This is a genomic window from Stenotrophomonas sp. CCNWLW162 (assembly GCF_037203745.1).
GTDB lineage: Bacteria > Pseudomonadota > Gammaproteobacteria > Xanthomonadales > Xanthomonadaceae > Stenotrophomonas > Stenotrophomonas maltophilia_AQ.
In genome coordinates this window covers 182,530-198,367 of sequence record NZ_JBBCBL010000007.1, presented here as the reverse complement: position 1 = coordinate 198,367, position 15,838 = coordinate 182,530, and the positions used below count along the sequence as shown (strand labels likewise).

At 68.2% G+C, this 15,838-nt stretch carries 13 protein-coding genes; 2 read left to right on the top strand and 11 right to left on the bottom strand.

Annotation, left to right across the window (positions count from 1 at the left end; all coding sequences use genetic code 11):
• Positions 1–103 precede the first annotated feature (103 nt).
• From V9K93_RS17975 to V9K93_RS17960, 4 genes are all read right to left on the bottom strand, one after another.
• Complete coding sequence (locus V9K93_RS17975) at positions 104–418, bottom strand: I78 family peptidase inhibitor (RefSeq protein WP_136638453.1); 315 nt, start codon at positions 416–418, stop codon at positions 104–106.
• A 66-nt stretch (positions 419–484) separates the two neighbouring features.
• Positions 485–1,507, bottom strand: a complete 1,023-nt coding sequence (locus V9K93_RS17970; protein WP_136638454.1) for a ribonuclease H-like domain-containing protein — start codon at positions 1,505–1,507, stop codon at positions 485–487.
• Positions 1,504–3,993 carry a DEAD/DEAH box helicase gene (locus V9K93_RS17965; RefSeq protein WP_046984773.1) on the bottom strand — a complete coding sequence of 830 codons (2,490 nt, stop codon included), beginning with the start codon at positions 3,991–3,993 and terminating at the stop codon, positions 1,504–1,506. Before V9K93_RS17965 ends, V9K93_RS17970 begins: the two co-directional genes overlap by 4 nt.
• Positions 3,994–4,086: 93 nt before the next feature.
• The gene (locus V9K93_RS17960; RefSeq protein WP_046984774.1) at positions 4,087–5,190 is read right to left on the bottom strand and encodes a hypothetical protein; all 1,104 of its coding nucleotides are present in this window, start codon (positions 5,188–5,190) and stop codon (positions 4,087–4,089) included.
• A gap of 239 nt (positions 5,191–5,429) precedes the next feature.
• Between V9K93_RS17960 and V9K93_RS17955 the strand changes: the two genes are divergently transcribed.
• Together V9K93_RS17955 and V9K93_RS17950 are read left to right on the top strand one after the other, a co-directional pair.
• Entirely contained in the window at positions 5,430–5,948 is a 519-nt protein-coding gene (locus V9K93_RS17955) for a hypothetical protein (protein ID WP_136638455.1), read from the top strand.
• Between the two features lie 40 nt (positions 5,949–5,988).
• The gene (locus V9K93_RS17950) at positions 5,989–6,663 is read left to right on the top strand and encodes a hypothetical protein (protein ID WP_136638456.1); all 675 of its coding nucleotides are present in this window, start codon (positions 5,989–5,991) and stop codon (positions 6,661–6,663) included.
• 130 nt (positions 6,664–6,793) lie between these two features.
• Here V9K93_RS17950 and V9K93_RS17945 read toward each other — a convergent pair whose 3' ends face one another.
• The 7 genes from V9K93_RS17945 to V9K93_RS17915 are packed head-to-tail and all read right to left on the bottom strand — an operon-like array spanning position 6,794 to position 15,827.
• The gene (locus V9K93_RS17945) at positions 6,794–8,602 is read right to left on the bottom strand and encodes a hypothetical protein (RefSeq protein WP_337302966.1); all 1,809 of its coding nucleotides are present in this window, start codon (positions 8,600–8,602) and stop codon (positions 6,794–6,796) included.
• A complete protein-coding gene (locus V9K93_RS17940) occupies positions 8,599–10,767 on the bottom strand; it encodes a hypothetical protein (protein ID WP_337302965.1) in 2,169 nt (722 codons plus the stop codon). The genes V9K93_RS17945 and V9K93_RS17940 overlap by 4 nt, the downstream gene beginning before the upstream one ends.
• A complete protein-coding gene (locus tag V9K93_RS17935; protein WP_046984779.1) occupies positions 10,764–11,885 on the bottom strand; it encodes a BatA domain-containing protein in 1,122 nt (373 codons plus the stop codon). The genes V9K93_RS17940 and V9K93_RS17935 overlap by 4 nt, the downstream gene beginning before the upstream one ends.
• A complete protein-coding gene (locus V9K93_RS17930; protein WP_136638459.1) occupies positions 11,882–12,778 on the bottom strand; it encodes a DUF58 domain-containing protein in 897 nt (298 codons plus the stop codon). The genes V9K93_RS17935 and V9K93_RS17930 overlap by 4 nt, the downstream gene beginning before the upstream one ends.
• A 7-nt stretch (positions 12,779–12,785) precedes the next feature.
• Entirely contained in the window at positions 12,786–13,769 is a 984-nt protein-coding gene (locus tag V9K93_RS17925) for an AAA family ATPase (RefSeq protein ID WP_046984781.1), read from the bottom strand.
• Positions 13,770–13,785: 16 nt separating this feature from the next.
• Positions 13,786–14,493, bottom strand: coding sequence for a DUF4159 domain-containing protein (locus V9K93_RS17920; RefSeq protein ID WP_012509667.1), 708 nt, complete (start codon positions 14,491–14,493; stop codon positions 13,786–13,788).
• Entirely contained in the window at positions 14,493–15,827 is a 1,335-nt protein-coding gene (locus V9K93_RS17915) for a TldD/PmbA family protein (RefSeq protein ID WP_046984782.1), read from the bottom strand. The genes V9K93_RS17920 and V9K93_RS17915 overlap by 1 nt, the downstream gene beginning before the upstream one ends.
• Positions 15,828–15,838: the final 11 nt, after the last annotated feature.

Below are 15,838 nucleotides of genomic sequence, written 5' to 3'. Positions count from 1 at the left end.
GGGGCGGGGCCGGGGGGCGGGGGGGGGGGGCTGTGGGGGGGGGGGCGGGGGGGGGGGCTTGTGGGGGGGGGGCGCGCCCCCCCCCGCCACTACCCTGGGAACATCAACCGCAGCTGGCGCGCTCGATGCGGTTCTGCGCATCTACCTGCACGGTCACGCGATCCTGGCGGAAGTCCATGGTCACCGCCATGCCGGGTTTGACCACCCGTGCACCGCGCGCGCCGCTGTCAGCCACCAGTTTCTTGATCGTGGCTTCGTCGGCGGTCTTGCCGGTGAAGGCTTCCAGCGCCTGCGGCCTGCATTCGTGCGTGGCGTCGGCCACTGGCGCTGGCGCGGGATCGTGGGTGGTGCTGCTGCCGGCGTGACTGCAGGCTGCCAAGGGCAGGATGGCGAGCAGGACCAGGGGATTGAGGCGCATCGTCGGGCTCCAGGCGTGGATGATGGCGGCAGTGTCACCGCTGCCACCGTCAGGCCGCGTCAATGCCTACTGCCCGACCAGTGCCAGGGTCTCGCGTTCACGCTGTTCTTCCCGTACCAGCCGCTGCAGCAGCAGGGCCAGGGTCACCACGTCCTGGTGGTTGTGGTCGGCCACCCGGCGCAGGTTCACCGCGTCGCCGCCACGCAGGAAGCGCAGCCATGCGCCGGGCGCTTCCGAGCCGGGCAGGTCATCCTCGCGCACCACGCGCAGCAGCTGCCGTTCGATGGTGGACAGCTTGCAGTTCTCCCACGTGCCGCGATAGCGGCGGCGGGTCGGATAGAGCAGATCAACGTGATCCAGCGCTGTGATCGGGCAACGCTGGCGGGCCAGTCGGTAGCGCGCCTTCAACAGGGGCGCATCGTAGCTGCGGCCGTTGTAGCTGCAGAACACGGTGGACGGCTGCAGCCAGCTGGCGAAGGTGGCCAGCATCGCGTCCTCGGCGGCCATCGTCGACATCAACAATTGGCGGATGCGCAGGCCTTCACCGCGTTGCGGGCACACATGCCAGTCGGCGGCACCGATCATGAAGGCGCGGGTGCCGGTACCGCCGGCCAGGCCGGTGGTTTCGGTATCGAAGAACAGCAGGTCGCGCGCGGCCACGCGTTGGTCTTCGCGCTTGGCGAAGGCCAGTGACAGCGGGGCAGTCGGGATCGGTTGCGGCTGCAGCGATTCGATCAGGAACAGGCCTGGTGCGATTTCTTTACCGGGGAGCTGGCGATCCTGCGCGCTGGCACGTGTTGGCAAAGGACCACTGCGTGTGCGCAGGCCGAGCAACCGATGCAGGCTGCCCACCTCTGGTTGGCGCAGCGGTGCCGCTGCAGCAACGGGCGCCGCTGCGCCAGTCGCCTTGTGGCGGATTTCCTGTTCGACCCAGGCGAACACAGAACGTTCGGCCGGTGGTTGCCGTGTATCGTTGGCGGCCACCGGGGCCGGCGCTGCGGGCGGCGGCGCGGGCACGGCCGGCGCAACCGCCTTCGGGTCACCGGCCTGCTTCCGCAACAGTCGCAGCTTGTCCAGACTCAGGCTCACGGGGCCAGCAGCTCCATGGGATCGCGCGTGGTCACCACCACGTCGGGCACGTGCTGGCAGGCGTCGGCATCGAACAGGTCGAGCACGCGCAGCGCCAGCGCACGCGGCGAAGTCTCATCTTCTTCCTGCGCGGCCAGCACCGGCCCGACACAGGCCGGGCAGCCGGCCTTGCAGTCGCAGCGCTGTACCAGTTCGCGCGCGCGCTGCACCAGCTCGGCCTGGCGCTGCCACAGCGGCTCGCTGAGGCCAACGCCACCGGGGAAGTTGTCGTACAGGTATACGGTCGGCACGAATTCCTGCAGCAGCTCGACAACGCCAGGATCACCCTCGCTGCCGCGCAGCTGGCCGCGGCCGCTCTGGTCGGCGATCGCGAACCATGAACCATCACCGTTGCCGACCGACTTCTGCAGGTCGCGCGCATCGGCCATCACCGCCACGGTGGCGACGATGTGCAGCGCGTAGGCCGCGCCGAGGAAGCCATCCAACGCATCCTGCTTGCTGGCAAAGGCGCGCAGCAGCAAGGCCTGCGGCAGCTGCCACCACACCGCGGTGGTATGCAGTTCCTGGTCGGGCAGATTCACCGGGCCGTAGCCGATGTTCTCGTGGGTGTAGTAACGGATCTTCTTGTAGCCGGCCACGCGACGAACCACGTGCACTTCGCCATGGTGCGAATCGCCACGCCCGGCCACGCCGCCATCGAAGCGGTCCAGCACCTTGAGCTTGGTGAAGTCGATGCTGTCGGTGTAGTAGTCCACGTGCGTGCGGGTGACGTAGGCCTTGCGGCCTTCCCAGTCCAGCGTCTCTACCTGGTAGGGCGTGGACTGCACCATGTGGATGGCACCCTCGTACAGGGTGAGTGCGGCAGCGGAATAGTCGACCTCGGCGATGATCTGCTGGCGGCCATCGCTGCGGTCGACCACCACGAAGTTGCCGTCGGCCACCGCGCGCAGGCTGACTGCGTTCGCTGGATAGCTGTCGGCGATCCATTCCCAGCGTTCGCCTTCGCGGTGGATCACTTCTGTCTCTGCCAGCGCTTCCAGGAACACTTCCGGATCGATCGGGCCGAAGCCATCGCCGACCCGGAACGGCAGCTCGAACGCCGCGCAGCGGATGTGATCGAACAGGATCAGCGGCTGGTCCGGTGCGATGCGCGCGTGCTCGGGCGAGGCTTCGGCGAAGAAGTCCGGATGCCGCACCACGTACTGGTCCAGCGGCTGCGAACTGGCCACCATCACGCCAAGTGCGGGCTGCTGGCGGCGACCGGCACGGCCGAAGCGCTGCCAGGTGGCGGCCACGCTGCCGGGGTAACCGTTGAGGATGACCACGTCCAGGCTGCCGATATCCACGCCCAGCTCCAGCGCCGAGGTGCTGACGATGCCGTCGATGTTGCCGGCGCGCATCGCCCGTTCGGTCTCACGCCGCTCGGTGGGCAGGTAGCCGCCGCGGTAGGCGCGGATGCGCGGTGGCTTGCGCGGGTCGTGGTCGAAGATGTCCTTCAGGTACTTGGTCAGCACTTCCACCATCAACCGTGTCTGCGCGAACACCAGGGTCTTCAGCCCGGATTTGATCGCGATGCGCGCGATGCGGTTGCTCTGCGAACGTGCCGAGGCACGCAGGCCCAGGTCCGGGTTGATCACCGGCGGGTTCCACAGCAGCACCTGCTTGGGCCCGCTGGGCGCGCCGGATTCGGTGATGGCGGTGACCGGTGCCTCGATCAGCGCCTCGGCATGGGCCTGCGGGTTGCCGATGGTGGCCGAGCACAGGATGAACTGCGGTTGCACGCCGTAGAACGCGCAGATGCGCTTGAGCCGGCGCAGTACGTTGGTGACGTGGCTGCCGAATACGCCGCGATAGGTGTGCACCTCGTCGATGACGATGTAGCGCAGGTTCTCGAAGAACTGCGCCCACTTGGTGTGATGCGGCAGGATGGCCTGGTGCAGCATGTCCGGGTTGGACACCACGATGTCGCCATGCAGGCGGATGGCCTGCCGCGCATCGCCGGGGGTGTCGCCGTCAAAGGTGAAGGCCTTCACCCCCAGATCGCCGGCGCGGTTGAGTTCCAGCAGCTCGGCCACCTGGTCCTGGGCCAGCGCCTTGGTCGGAAACAGGTACAGCGCCTTGGCCTTGTCCTGCATTGCCGCGCTGACCACCGGCAGGGTGTAGCACAGCGACTTGCCGCTGGCGGTGGGGGTGACGATGGCCACGTGCTCGCCGCGCTGGCTGGCCTCCCAGGCTTCGGACTGGTGGCTGTAGAGCTGTTCGATGCCTCGCGCTTTAAGGGCGGCAGCCAGGGCCGGCGGAACCGAATCGGGAATGGGCGCATAGCGGCCTTCGCGGCCGGGAATGGCGAAGCTGCCGGTGATGCGGTCCTGGTAGCGGCGCTGCAGGCGCGCACTGAGCAGGGCACCGTCGCGGGCCGGCAGGCCATCACGGGTGGCGAGCTTCTGCTCGGCATCGGCGGTGCGCTTGGCGAGTTCGTAAGCCATGGAAGATGGAGCCGGGACGTTTTTCGAGGGGTCACATGGCACCACATTCACGTCTCAGGATGTGAGACATCGCACGCGAAGGGCGTGAACCGTTCAGTGCCACGGGTCCGGACGCTGCGCGATGTCAGCGTCAAGTGCCTCGTTGCGGCGGAGGAACTGCACCATGCAGATTACAAGCCGCACCGCGTGCCAGCCCAACGCCAGCAATGCCAGCGCCTGCCAGCCGGACGCAAGCGGCCAGCCCAGCTCCAGCCGCTGCGACAACGGCATCCAGGCGGCGCCGAAGACCAGCACGCACAACAGCAGGCCCAGCCACGCCAGTTGCCAGAACCCTCCCGTGGGCGGATAGCGCCGTCGGTCGCTGGCCAGGCACCATGCCGTGCCCACGCCGAGTACCCATCCATCACAGGTGCGCACTTCCATCAGCATCGAGCGCCCGTGGGAGAATGCCGCAGCGTGCTCCCACTTCTCTGGAAGCTGCACACGCCGGTCATTGCCGAGCAACCACACTCGTGATGTCTGAGCAGTACGCTGGTATGCGCGCAGGCGCCCGCGGACCTGCAGCACGCGCTGCGCTGTCGCAGGGCCGTTGCGGCGAGGGAAGCCCAGCCAGGCCGCAAGACCGGCGATGGCGAGCAACGTCATGGCGAGCAGGCCCGGGACGCCGGTGGCGGCCCATAGCGCCAGTGCGGCAATCACCAGTGGGGAAGGGCGCAGGCCGGGACCTCGTCGCATCGAAACTTCCTCGGGCGTCTCCAGGCGCTCGCCACAGACGCGGCTGGTGGCTGCATCCGGCCGTGCAGCAGCAATACTGAAGCCATTGAGACGCACCACCACCGCCACGCGTTTGTCCAGCACCACTTCGGCTTCATTGTCTTCCGAGAGGTAGGGCCACGCCCGCCTTGGGACCAGGACGGGAACTCCACCCAGCAGGCCGTCGCCGACCGGGAAGTTGTTCCAGCACGCCCCCCCGGTGAACACCCCGCGCAGCCGTTTCACTTGGTCGTCGTAGACGCAGCCGGTCAGCGCGCGCAGTGCTGCCAGTGCGCAGTGTTCGTCGGCGTCGAGCGTCCGCAGGGTGCTGCTCCGGCGCAGCGAGGCCAAGCGTGTGCGGACACGTGTTGCCCATTCGGTAACGGCCGCGAGGACCATAACCAACAGGACTGCCAGACCGATCAGCACGGATGCGCGCGACATCACCAGGCAACCGACCGCAGCGATGGGGCTGTAGAGGAAGCTGTCATGGCTGTCTGCCGTACCCGGTATGCCACAGGATGCAGGCCCCGCCCTGGCAGGGGAATGAAGTTAGTTGCAAACTTCGGCGGGCTGGCCGCGCTTCGGTGATGCGTGACACACCCTGAATGACCCCGTCGATGGCAACGAAATCTGAAGCCCGCATCCGTATCCTTGGGTGCTGGACGCAACCAACAGGGTGGATGGCTGTGGCACGACGTGGAACGCAGGGAGCACTCCTGGCCAGCATGCTGCTGGCCGGCATCGCACAGGCGCAGCAGGCCACGCCGGTAGCGGTGCCCGACCCAACGCCCGTGCCCCCTGCAGATGCGCCGGCGGCAACCACCGCGCCGGTCTCCACCACCCCGCAGCAGGACAACGTCACCACCCTCGGCGAAGTGCGTGCACTCAAGCCCGAAGACGAGCCGCTGGACCTGTACCGCTTCAAGAACCCGGTCAAGTTCGGCGACAACCGCTTCAGTCGCGATTGGAGCGAGCCGCCGTCGCCGGAGCAGGTCAGCATGGGCGGTGGCTACATCATGATGGGCGTGGTCAAGGGCGTGCTGGCGGCTGGCAGGGGCTTGAACAAGCTCACCGGGGGACCGGACCAGATCCAGGCCGCGACCGCACGGCCACCGCCGGAACTCAGCGCGGAACAGCGGCAGCGTGCGCTGCGGTTCTCCCAGCAGCAGGATGCCGGTGATGCATCGCCGGTGAAGTAGGTCGGTATATCCTGCCGGCTCCCCCTCCGGTAGTGCTGCCATGTTCCTGCGTTCGATCTGCCTGCTGGCCGCATTGCTGCCGGCGTCCGCCTTCGCGGATGCCATCGCCGGTGATGGCGCCTGCCGCAACGGTGCGTTTCCCTCCGAACAGAGCCGGTTCGCGCTGGCCAAGGTGACGGGTGCGCCCCGTCTGTACCTGCTTGGTGACATGGACGGCTGCCCGGCGAAAGGCGAACCTGCCTGCCGCCAGCGCAGCTATGTGGTCAACGGCGATACCGTTGTGACCGGGCGTGATCTTGGCCGATACCGCTGCGCGTTCTTCCCGAACAAGGTGGGCGGTAGTGCTGGCTGGGTGGACCGCAGCAAGCTGCAGGCGTTGCCGGTGGTCGTGCCGTCGCTGCAGGACTGGACGGGCAATTGGAAGGATGGCGACAACGGCCTGCGCATCACCGTGCAGGGTGGGCAGCTGCATGTCGAAGGCGACGCCTACTGGCCCTCCGCCAACCCCACGCCGGAGCAGCGCCCGTACGGGCCGAACATGGGCCAGGTGGAAGCGCGCGCGGCGCCCCGTGGTGCCGATGCCGAGTTCGTCGAGGACACTTGCAGAGTGCGCGTGCATTCTCTGGGTGAGGTGCTGATCGTGGCCGACAACAGCGAATGTGGTGGCATGAACGTGCGCTTCAATGGCGTGTACCGGCGCGCGGGCATGCGTTGAAAAGTGCCAACCAAGGTTGGCATCTACCAGGGCAACCGGCCAGTAGATCCACGCCATGCGTGGATGCTGCCTGCAATCCGATCGGTGGGGTCAGAGCCCTTTCGCGGGCGGAAGGGATCCGACCCCGGGATCAGCGCCGCCGTTCCAGCCACCACAACAACGATGCGCACAACACGAAGGCCAGCCACCAGGGCCAGCGCGAGCCCGGTACTGGCTGCGTGGCCAATGTGCCGGTCGGAGTGCTGGCGGCCAACATCCGTGCAGTCGCATCGATCATCGCCTGCCGATGCAGCGCAGCTGCATCCTTCGGGTCGAACACATAGCGCCAGACGGTGCTGTCGCCATGCTGCAGGCGCTGCCAGCCCGATTCGAGGGGCCACCAGCCAGCGCAGCGCATTGCAGATGTCGCGCCATCGACGATCAGCGGCGCGCCTTCGCCGCGCTCATTGAGGGCCTGCAGCGGTGCCTGCACGCCGCACACTGACTGCCGTTCGCCTGCCCAGCTGATCGGCTGCGGCGACCACAATGCATCACCGCTGCCCAGTGCCCGCGCCAACGTGGCCACCACGCTGCTCCACAGCTCGCCATGACGGTCATCGCGGCCGGCCAGCACCCAGCGCCAGCTGTCGGTCAGCGGCAACAGGCCGATGCGGCCCTTGCCGACCGCGCGCCAGCCACCGATGGCGTTGCCAGCACGATCATGCAGCAGCGCGCTGCCGCCCGGAAACTGCAGCGCCAGTGCTTCCAGCGCGGGCAGGACGGCACCGTGCGAGCTGCGGTCGGCGTCTTCGCCGTAGCCGGTCGGCAGTGTGCCGGCGGCGAGTGGGCCACGTCGTGCGGCCAGGATGGCGCTTTCGCCGTCGCCGGGAAGCTCGACTGCATGGCTGCTGCCATCACCCTGCACTGGCAGGCCCAGATCGCGGAGGCGCTGGCGCGCGCTGGCCGAAGGTGCGCCTGCACTCCGTACCAGTACACCGATTCCATCGCGCAGCGCCTGGCGCACGGCGGCCAGCTGGCCCGCACTCAATGCCGCCAGGCTGCGCTCGTCCAGCAGAAGCAGGTCAGTGTGTGCGAGCGATGCTGCATCGATCGACACCGGGCCATCGCCGATGCTGAGGCCCGCGCCTGTATCGGCCTGCACCTGCACGCGGATGCCGGCATCGGCCGCCCAGCGGCGCAGGTACTTCAGCTCTGGGCCCGGCGCGCTGGCGCGCACCAGCAGGCGCAACGGCGCCGCGGGCACGGTCTGCTGTGGCACCGGCACGCTATCCACCACATGGCCATCTGCATCGAGCATGCGCAGGCGGAATACGCTGCGTCCCGCCGCGCGGGCGATGCCGCTGAGCTGCACGCGGCCGTCGTCGTCAACGGCCGCGCGATCGACCACGCTGTCGGCCGGGTCGAGCAGCTCTGCCTTGGCTTTTGCCACGCCGTGCGCCTGCGCCTGCACGGCGAAGCGCGCACCGGGGGCGACGTCGACCGGTGGCTGCAGTGCGACCCAGCCACGCGGCGCGGGCGTTGGCTGCCAGCGCACATCCTGTGGCAGCACCGCGTCGCGGTCACGTGCGGCCAGGCCCGCACCGACCAGCGTCAGCGCGGAGGCCGGATGCTGGCGCAGCGCGGTGGCAAGGTCGGGAACGCGCTGTGCGCCAGGCACATCAGCAGCTTCCGGCAACAGCAACAGCGGGCCTTCGCTGGCCGGGAGTGCGCCGGCCTTGCCGGCATCGGTTCCGAGCACGACCAGCCCGCCTGCGGGTTGCTGGCGGGTGGGCGGCACCAGGCAGAAATAAAGCAGAGTCGCGGCGATCAGCTGCAGTCCGATCACGATCCCCTGTCGTCCACGGCGCGTGGTGCTTCCACGCAGCTGGCGCACGCTGGCGATGACCACGACCAGAGCAAGCGCCAGAGCAATCCACAGGTTCAAACCGGAGGCGCTCATGGCTGCGTCTCCAACGCATCAAGATAGCGTTGCCCCATCGCATCGGCGGCACTGCGCCGCATCGCCTGCGGCAGCGGCCGCTGCAGCGCACGCCACAACTGCGCACGCAGACGCTGGCGACAGTCACGGCATCCTGGTTCGATGCGCAGCTGCTCGATGGCGGCAGCCAGATCGAGTGCATCGGGCAGGTAGGCGGTGTTGCGCTGCTGCCAGGTCGCGAGCGCATCGAGATCGGGCGCGCCGGTGTCATCGCCGAGGCGCTGCCAGGCTTCGACGATGGCCGGGTCCGGCGGCGTGCGTGCGGCCAACGGCAGTTCGCGGCTGGCCAGCCCGGCGCGATCACCGCCCAACCGGCGGCCTTCATCGATCGGCGGCAGCTCCGGTCCGACCCGGGCCAGGTAGATGCGTTCGGCCTGCTGCACCTGCTTGATGAAAGCCAATGCCTTGTAGGCGAATGGCAATGCCTGCTCCGGACGGCCCTGGCGCAGCTCGCCTTCGGCCGACCACATCTGGTCCAGCGCAGCCTTCAACGTCGCGCGGGTCTGCGGATCGAGCAGAGTGGCGGCCTCGGCATGGTCATGGGTGTGGCCATACTCGGAGAGCACGTCGGTGGCGCTGCCGAACACCGGCGACGTATCGGCATTGGCCGGCTTGCCACCGTGATCGTGGCCATGCGCGTCGTGCGTCCCGGCATCGGCGTCATGGTCGTGATCGTCGTCGTGATCGTGGTCGTCTGCGGCGGGCGTATCGCTGGTGGGCAGATCGCTGGTCGGCGGTGGCTTCGGCGCACCTTCACTTTCCTCACCCAGGAACTGGCCATAGCGCAGGCGCAGGATGCGCTGGTCGACGCCGATCGCATCGCTGCGCTTCACGAAGTCCTCGGCGGCGAGAGTGCGGCGCTGTCGGATCAGCGCTTCGGCATCGATGATGATCTGCCGCTGGCTGCGGAAGTAGGCCGGCAGGGTCTTCTTGATGCGGCCTTCCAGCTCTGCACCGAGTGCGACTTCGGCGCTGGGCAGGCGCAGGATCACGCTGCTGCTGCGCCCGGTCTGCGGTGTTGGCGCGTGGTTGTCGCGCACCTCCAGCTGGGCGATCACATCGTTGCCGGGCTGTGCGCCCAGCGCAGCAAGATCAAGGGTATGTGCGAAATGCCGCGCGGTGGCTTCGCCGCTGCCGGCAAGCGTGACGCTGCGCTTCACGAAGGTGATGTTCTCACCGCTGCCCTGGGTGGTGGTGATCGACAGCGTTGCCTGCGCCGCGACACCGTAATCGTCGCTGGCCTCGAAGCGCAGCGCCCATTGCCGTTGCCCGGGCGTGCCCAGAACCAGGCTGGCGGTCGGCTCCAGCACGCGCACGCTGGGCGCGCGGTCGGCCACCACATCCAGCCGGTGCAGGCGGGTTTCGGCCAGCGCCGGTTCGCTCACCACGCGGTACAGCACCGGCGTGCGCGCCACATCCTGTGCCTGCCACTGTCCATCGCGCTCGCTCAGCGGCAGCCGTCGACCATCGTGGAACTGCAGCCATGCCCTGGCCGGTGCGCGGTCGAAGCGCAACGACCACGACAGCTGGCTGTCGGCGGCGACCTTGGCATCCAGCGTGTTCTGGGTGATCGTGGCCTGTCCGGTATAGGCCGGTGCGTTGATGCGCAGCCGGGTGGACTGCAGCCGCAGCGGGCCCGCGGACGCGACGCTGCTGGTCGTGGCGGAATGGACGGCTGCCGGGACTGGGTTCGAACGCGGCCAGCCGAACGCGAGCAGGGCAACGGCCAAGCCACCGATGCAGCACAGCACCACCGTCAGGTGCGGCCAACGTGGACGCAGCTCCGGCATCGCCTGTTCCAGCGTGGCAAGCACATGCGCGCGCTGGCGCTGCTGCAGCGGATTGAGCGTGGTGGCGTCGGCGAACAGCAGATCGGCGCTGTCTTCGCTCGTACCGCTGCCATCGAGTTGCCGCTGCAGCCACTGGCGGTCCAGCTGGCGGCCACGTGCAGTGGCGAAGGCCGCGCAGGCGAGCAGGCTGACCGTGGCGACCACGCAGGCGATATCGAAACCGGACAGCCGCAGTGCGAGCGCCGTCGCGGCCAGCGCCCACGGCAGGCCCAGCAGCAGGGTGATGGCGGCGCGGCGACGGCGCGCACGTTGCCAGGCATGCTGCAGCGTCTTCATGCGACCGCCCTGCGCCGCGCGCTGCTGGCCATCCAGCGTTCCAGTGCGAACAGCAGCACGATTGCCAGCAGAAGCCACGCCGTGGGCTCACGCACCGGCGATGCTGCTGCGGGCAGTGCAACCTGGCGCGGCGCCTGGTCCTGTGCATCGCCCAGGCGTGGCGACGGCAGCGGCTGCAGGGCCAGCAGCAGGGAACGCGGCAGCTGTGGATCGCGCAGCGCGGCGTTGCTGGCGGTGTTCCACTCGCCCGTCAGCGACAACAGGCGACCCTGGCCGATGCGCTGCTGCCCCAGCAGCGGCACGCCTTCGGTATCACGCAGCAGGACGGCGGCGTTGGCGGCGGGCCTGGCCGCGGTCAATACGCTGCCGCCCTCATGCAGCCAGGCCTGCCAGTTCGCCGGCAGTGCATCGCTGCGGCTCCATACACCGATCTCGCCACGTTCGGGCAGCGCATTCGCTGCCAGCGGCGCGAGCGGTGCCTGCACGCCCCAGCCGCGCTGCAGTGCGTTCAACCAATGCTGGGCAGTGGCGGATGCCTCGCCGTGCACGCGCAGCTGCGGCAGTGCGGCTGCCGTCCGCGGCGGAGTGATCGCCGTCGGCTGCGGGTGCCACTGAACTTCGCGCGACAGCTGCAGGCGGGCGCCATCCAGGCCGGGCAGGGGATCGGGAACATGCACGGTCAATGCGGTGCCGGATGGCAGCTGCGCGTCCAGTTCGCGCAGCAGGCTGGGCAGGGTTGCCGAGGATGTGGGGGGCGCCTGATCAATGGCTGGGAAGCCGGGCGCCAGCCAATGCCAGTTGCCATCCTTGGCCGTGCCGCGCAGCGCCGTGGCATCCAGTCCTGGGACCACCACCGTCCACGCATCGGGGGCTGGAGCAGGGCCGGTCAGCGCTGGTCGTGCCAGCAGTAATGCCAGCGCGGCCAGCAACAGCAGGCGCACCAGCAGCAACGGCCAGTCATCGAAACGGATGCGCTGGCGCGGCCGGATCTGTGCGCGCAGCCAGCGCAACGCGGCAAAATCCAGCGGCGTATACGGATGGCGTCGAGCGAGGTGGATCAGCAGTGGCAGCAGCCACGCGGCCAGCGCTGCCAGCCCCAGTGGGAACAGCAGGCTCACGCGTCGCCCCCGCGACCGAACAGCGCCTGCAGCGGCTGGTCCAGCGGTTGGTCGAGCCAGCCGGCCGCGCTGGCAATCCCGCTGGCCTGCAGCCGCGACTGCAATGCGGTACGTGCGTCGGCGAAGCGTTGCAGGTAGTCGGCGCGGATCGCCGCGCCATCGCCCAGCAGTTCCTCGCCGGTCTCCGGGTCGCGGAAGCGGTGGCCGGCATCGAACGGGAAGTCGCGTTCGTCGGCAGTCAGGATCTGCAGCAGGGCCACTTCACGGCGCGCGCTGGCCAGTTGTTCCAGCAGCACGATGCCGGCTTCATCGAAGCCATCGCCAATGGCCAGCAGCATGTCGCCCGGGCGCACGCGTTCCCACAGTGGGCGCAGTCGATCCGCCGCAGGCCAGCCGCCGCGCGCCTGCAGCGCATGAAGTTGCAGGTGCACGCGGTCACGTTGGCGTGCGCCGCTCGCTGCGGGCACCAGCTGCAGCCCATCGCCATTGATCGCCAGCAGGCCGAAACGGTCGCCCTGCTGCAGGGCCAGCTCGGCCAGGCAGGCGGCAACGCCGCGCATATGGTCCAGGCGCGTGCGTTCCGGCGCGGCGCGATCGGCCTGGCCGGCCGAGGCGGTGGCATCGAGCAGCAGCCAGACCGTGATCGGGCTTTCGCGTTCGGATTCGCGTACGAAGAAGCGGTCCGAGCGTGCATACAGCTTCCAGTCGATCTGGCGCAGTTCGTCGCCCGGCTCGTAGGCCCGGTACTGGGCGAACTCCAGGCCGGCACCACGGCTGCGGCTGGCGTGCTGGCCAATGCCGCTCGCACCGCTGGCCAGGCGCGGCCGCAACCGCAGCAGGCGCAGGCGCGCGCGCAGTTCGGGTGGCAGGGTCAACGACATACCAGCGTTCACGCGTGGATCAACCCGGGAACGGCACGGCCTGCAGCAAGGCGGCGACCACGTCGTCGGCACGCTTCTGCTCAGCCTCGGCGGCGAACGACAACAGCAGGCGATGACGCATCACCGGCGCGGCCAAGGCCTGCACATCCTCACGGGTGGCGGCAAAACGGCCCTGCAGCAATGCACGTGCTTTCGCCGCCAGCACCAGCGATTGCCCGGCGCGTGGGCCAGCGCCCCATTTCACCCATTGGTTGATTGCTGCCGGTGCGCCTTCGCTGGGACGGCTGGCGCGCACCAGGCGGGTGATCCAGGCCAGCACATCGGGGCTGACATGCACCTGGCGCACCGCGGCCTGCAGGGCAATCACCGCTTCGGCATCCATCACCTTGGGCACCGCGTCGGTGGCACCGCCGGTGGTCTGTTCCAGGATCTGCCGCTCTTCGTCCTCGCTCGGGTAATCCACCAGCACGTGCAGCAGGAATCGGTCCAGCTGTGCTTCCGGCAGCGGGTAGGTGCCGGCCTGCTCGATCGGGTTCTGCGTCGCCAGCACGAAGAACGGCGCCGGCAATGTGTAGGTCGTGCCGGCGTAGCTGACCGTACGCTCCTGCATCGCTTCCAGCAGCGCCGCCTGGGTCTTGGGCGGGGTGCGGTTGAGCTCGTCGGCCAGCAGCAGGTTGGTGAAGATCGGGCCCTGCTGGAAGCGGAAATGGCGATGGCCGGTGCCGTGATCTTCCTCCAGCAGCTCGGTACCGAGAATGTCGCTGGGCATCAGGTCGGGGGTGAACTGCACGCGCCTGAACTGCAGTTCCAGCGCCTGGCCGAGCGAGCGCACCAGCAGGGTCTTGCCGAGCCCGGGCGCACCTTCCAGCAGGCAGTGGCCTCCGGCCAACAGGCCGATCAGCAGCTGCTCGACCACGGTGTTCTGGCCAACCACCGCGCGTGCGAGCGCGGCGCGCAGATCGTGCAGGCGCGGCAGCAGGGAGTCGAGGTCAGCGGTGGTCATGGGCGTGCAGGTCCTATCAATTGTTCAACGCGTACATCACGATGTTGACGCCGAAGCGGGTGTTGTCTTCGGCCAGGAAGCGCTTGTTGCGCCAGTCGTAGTCCCACTCGCAGCCGTAGTCCTTGTTGCTGTAGAGCAGGCCCAGGCGGCCGTCGACCTCGATGCCTTTCAGGTAGTCGTGTACCAGGTCATCGCCCCAGCCATTGAGCTCGAAACTGGTGGCCGGTGGCCCATCGGGGAAGCGGAAGAAGCTGCGGTACAGCGCGTGGCTGTTGGGCAGCTTCTGCAATGCCTTCGGTCCAAACAGGCGACCCATCTGTGCCTCGAACGAGGTGGCGAACAGGCCGTCGATATCATGGTTGCAGTCGTCGACGAAGACGAAGCCGCCATTGCGCACGTAGCGCACGAAGTTCTGCCGCTCGGCGGCGTTGAACTCCACCAGTGTGTGCCCGGCCAGGTAGCAGAACGGCGCTTCCAGCATGCGCGGGTCGGCCAGCGCCACCACGTGTTCCTGCGGATCCACGCGCAGCGAGGTGTAGTCGATCAGCGAGGTGATCAGGTTGGACGGCATGCGCGCGTCCACGTCCCAGTCGCCGGAGTCGTACTGCAGGCGGGTGAACCAGAAGTCGTAGCGCGAACTGCGCGGGCCTGCCTGCGCGAAGGCCGGCAGCGCCGCCGCCGAAGCGGCAGCGGCCAACCAGCGCAGGCAGGCCCGGCGATCCATCAGACCGCGTCGGACAGCGAGGTGAAGGTGAAATCGCGCAGCTTCATCGGCGGGATCATCATCACGTAGCTGGATTCATCACCGGCCACGCGCACCGGCTTGCCCAGCTCTTCGATGTTGTTGAGCATGATCACCGGCGACTCGTTGAAGCGGAAGTTCTTCACCGGGTGCTTGATCTGGCCGTTCTCGATGTAGAAGGTGCCGTCGCGGGTCAGGCCGGTCAGCAGCACGGTCTGCGGATCGACCATGCGGATGTACCAGGTACGGGTGACCAGGATGCCCTTCTGGGTACCGCGCACCAGCTCGGCGGTGCTCTTGTCGCCACCGCTCATCAGCAGGTTGCCTGGCGAGGCCTTGGCGGTCTTGCCCTGCTTCTGGGCCCAGAAGCGCGAGTAGTCCAGATTGGCGATCTTGCCGTTTTCGATGATGGCGATGCGCTCGCGTGGCATGCCCTCGTTGTCCCACGGCAGTACCGGTGCATCCGGGTGCCACGGGTCGGCGAACATGGTCACGCGCGGGTCGTAGACCTGCTCTCCCAGCTTGTTGCCGCCGCCCTTCTTCGACAGGAAGCTGCGGCCTTCATCGGCCGAGCGTGCGCTGAAGAAGTTCATCATGAAGCTGATCAGGCCTGCGGCCGCGGCCGGTTCCAGGATCACCGTGTACTTGCCGGGCTCCAGCGCCTTGGCTTCGGCCGACTCGGTGGCCTTGCGCATGGCGATGCGGATGTCCTGGTCGGCCTTGAAGTCCGCCGCGTCCTTCAGGTTGCGGCCGACCCAGCCCGAACCACGACCGTCTTCCGTACGCACGGTGCAGGTGTAATCGAAGTTGGTGGTGCGCTGGTAGGCGAAGTTGCCATTGCTGTTTGCGGTGGCCTGGAAGCCCTGGCCGTCTTCAAGGAAACCGGCGGCGATCAGGCCGTGGCCACGGCATGGTGCGATCGAATCTGCGGCGACCTTGGCGCGGAAGGCTGGGTCGATTGCTGCAGTGGATTCGCTGAAGGTGGGGCTGGCGCGGTAGCTCTGCTTGCCGATGGCCGGCATGAACTCCGGATTCTCCGGGGCCAGGCGCGCCAGGTCTTCGGCACGGCGCACCACGCGTTCCAGCGCGGCATCGTCGAACTCGTTGATCGAGGCCGTGCCGACGCGCTTGCCGAAGGCGACGGTGACGGCCAGCTCGGTGTTGTCGACGATGCCGCTGGTGGAGACATTGTTCAGTGCGAAACGGATGTTGCCGCTGATCGCGCCGGCCAGCACGGCGGTGCATTCGTCGGCCTTGGACAGGGCGATGACCTTGTCGAGGATGGCCTTGGCCTGGGCTTCGGTAAAGATACTCATGGTGTAAGGGC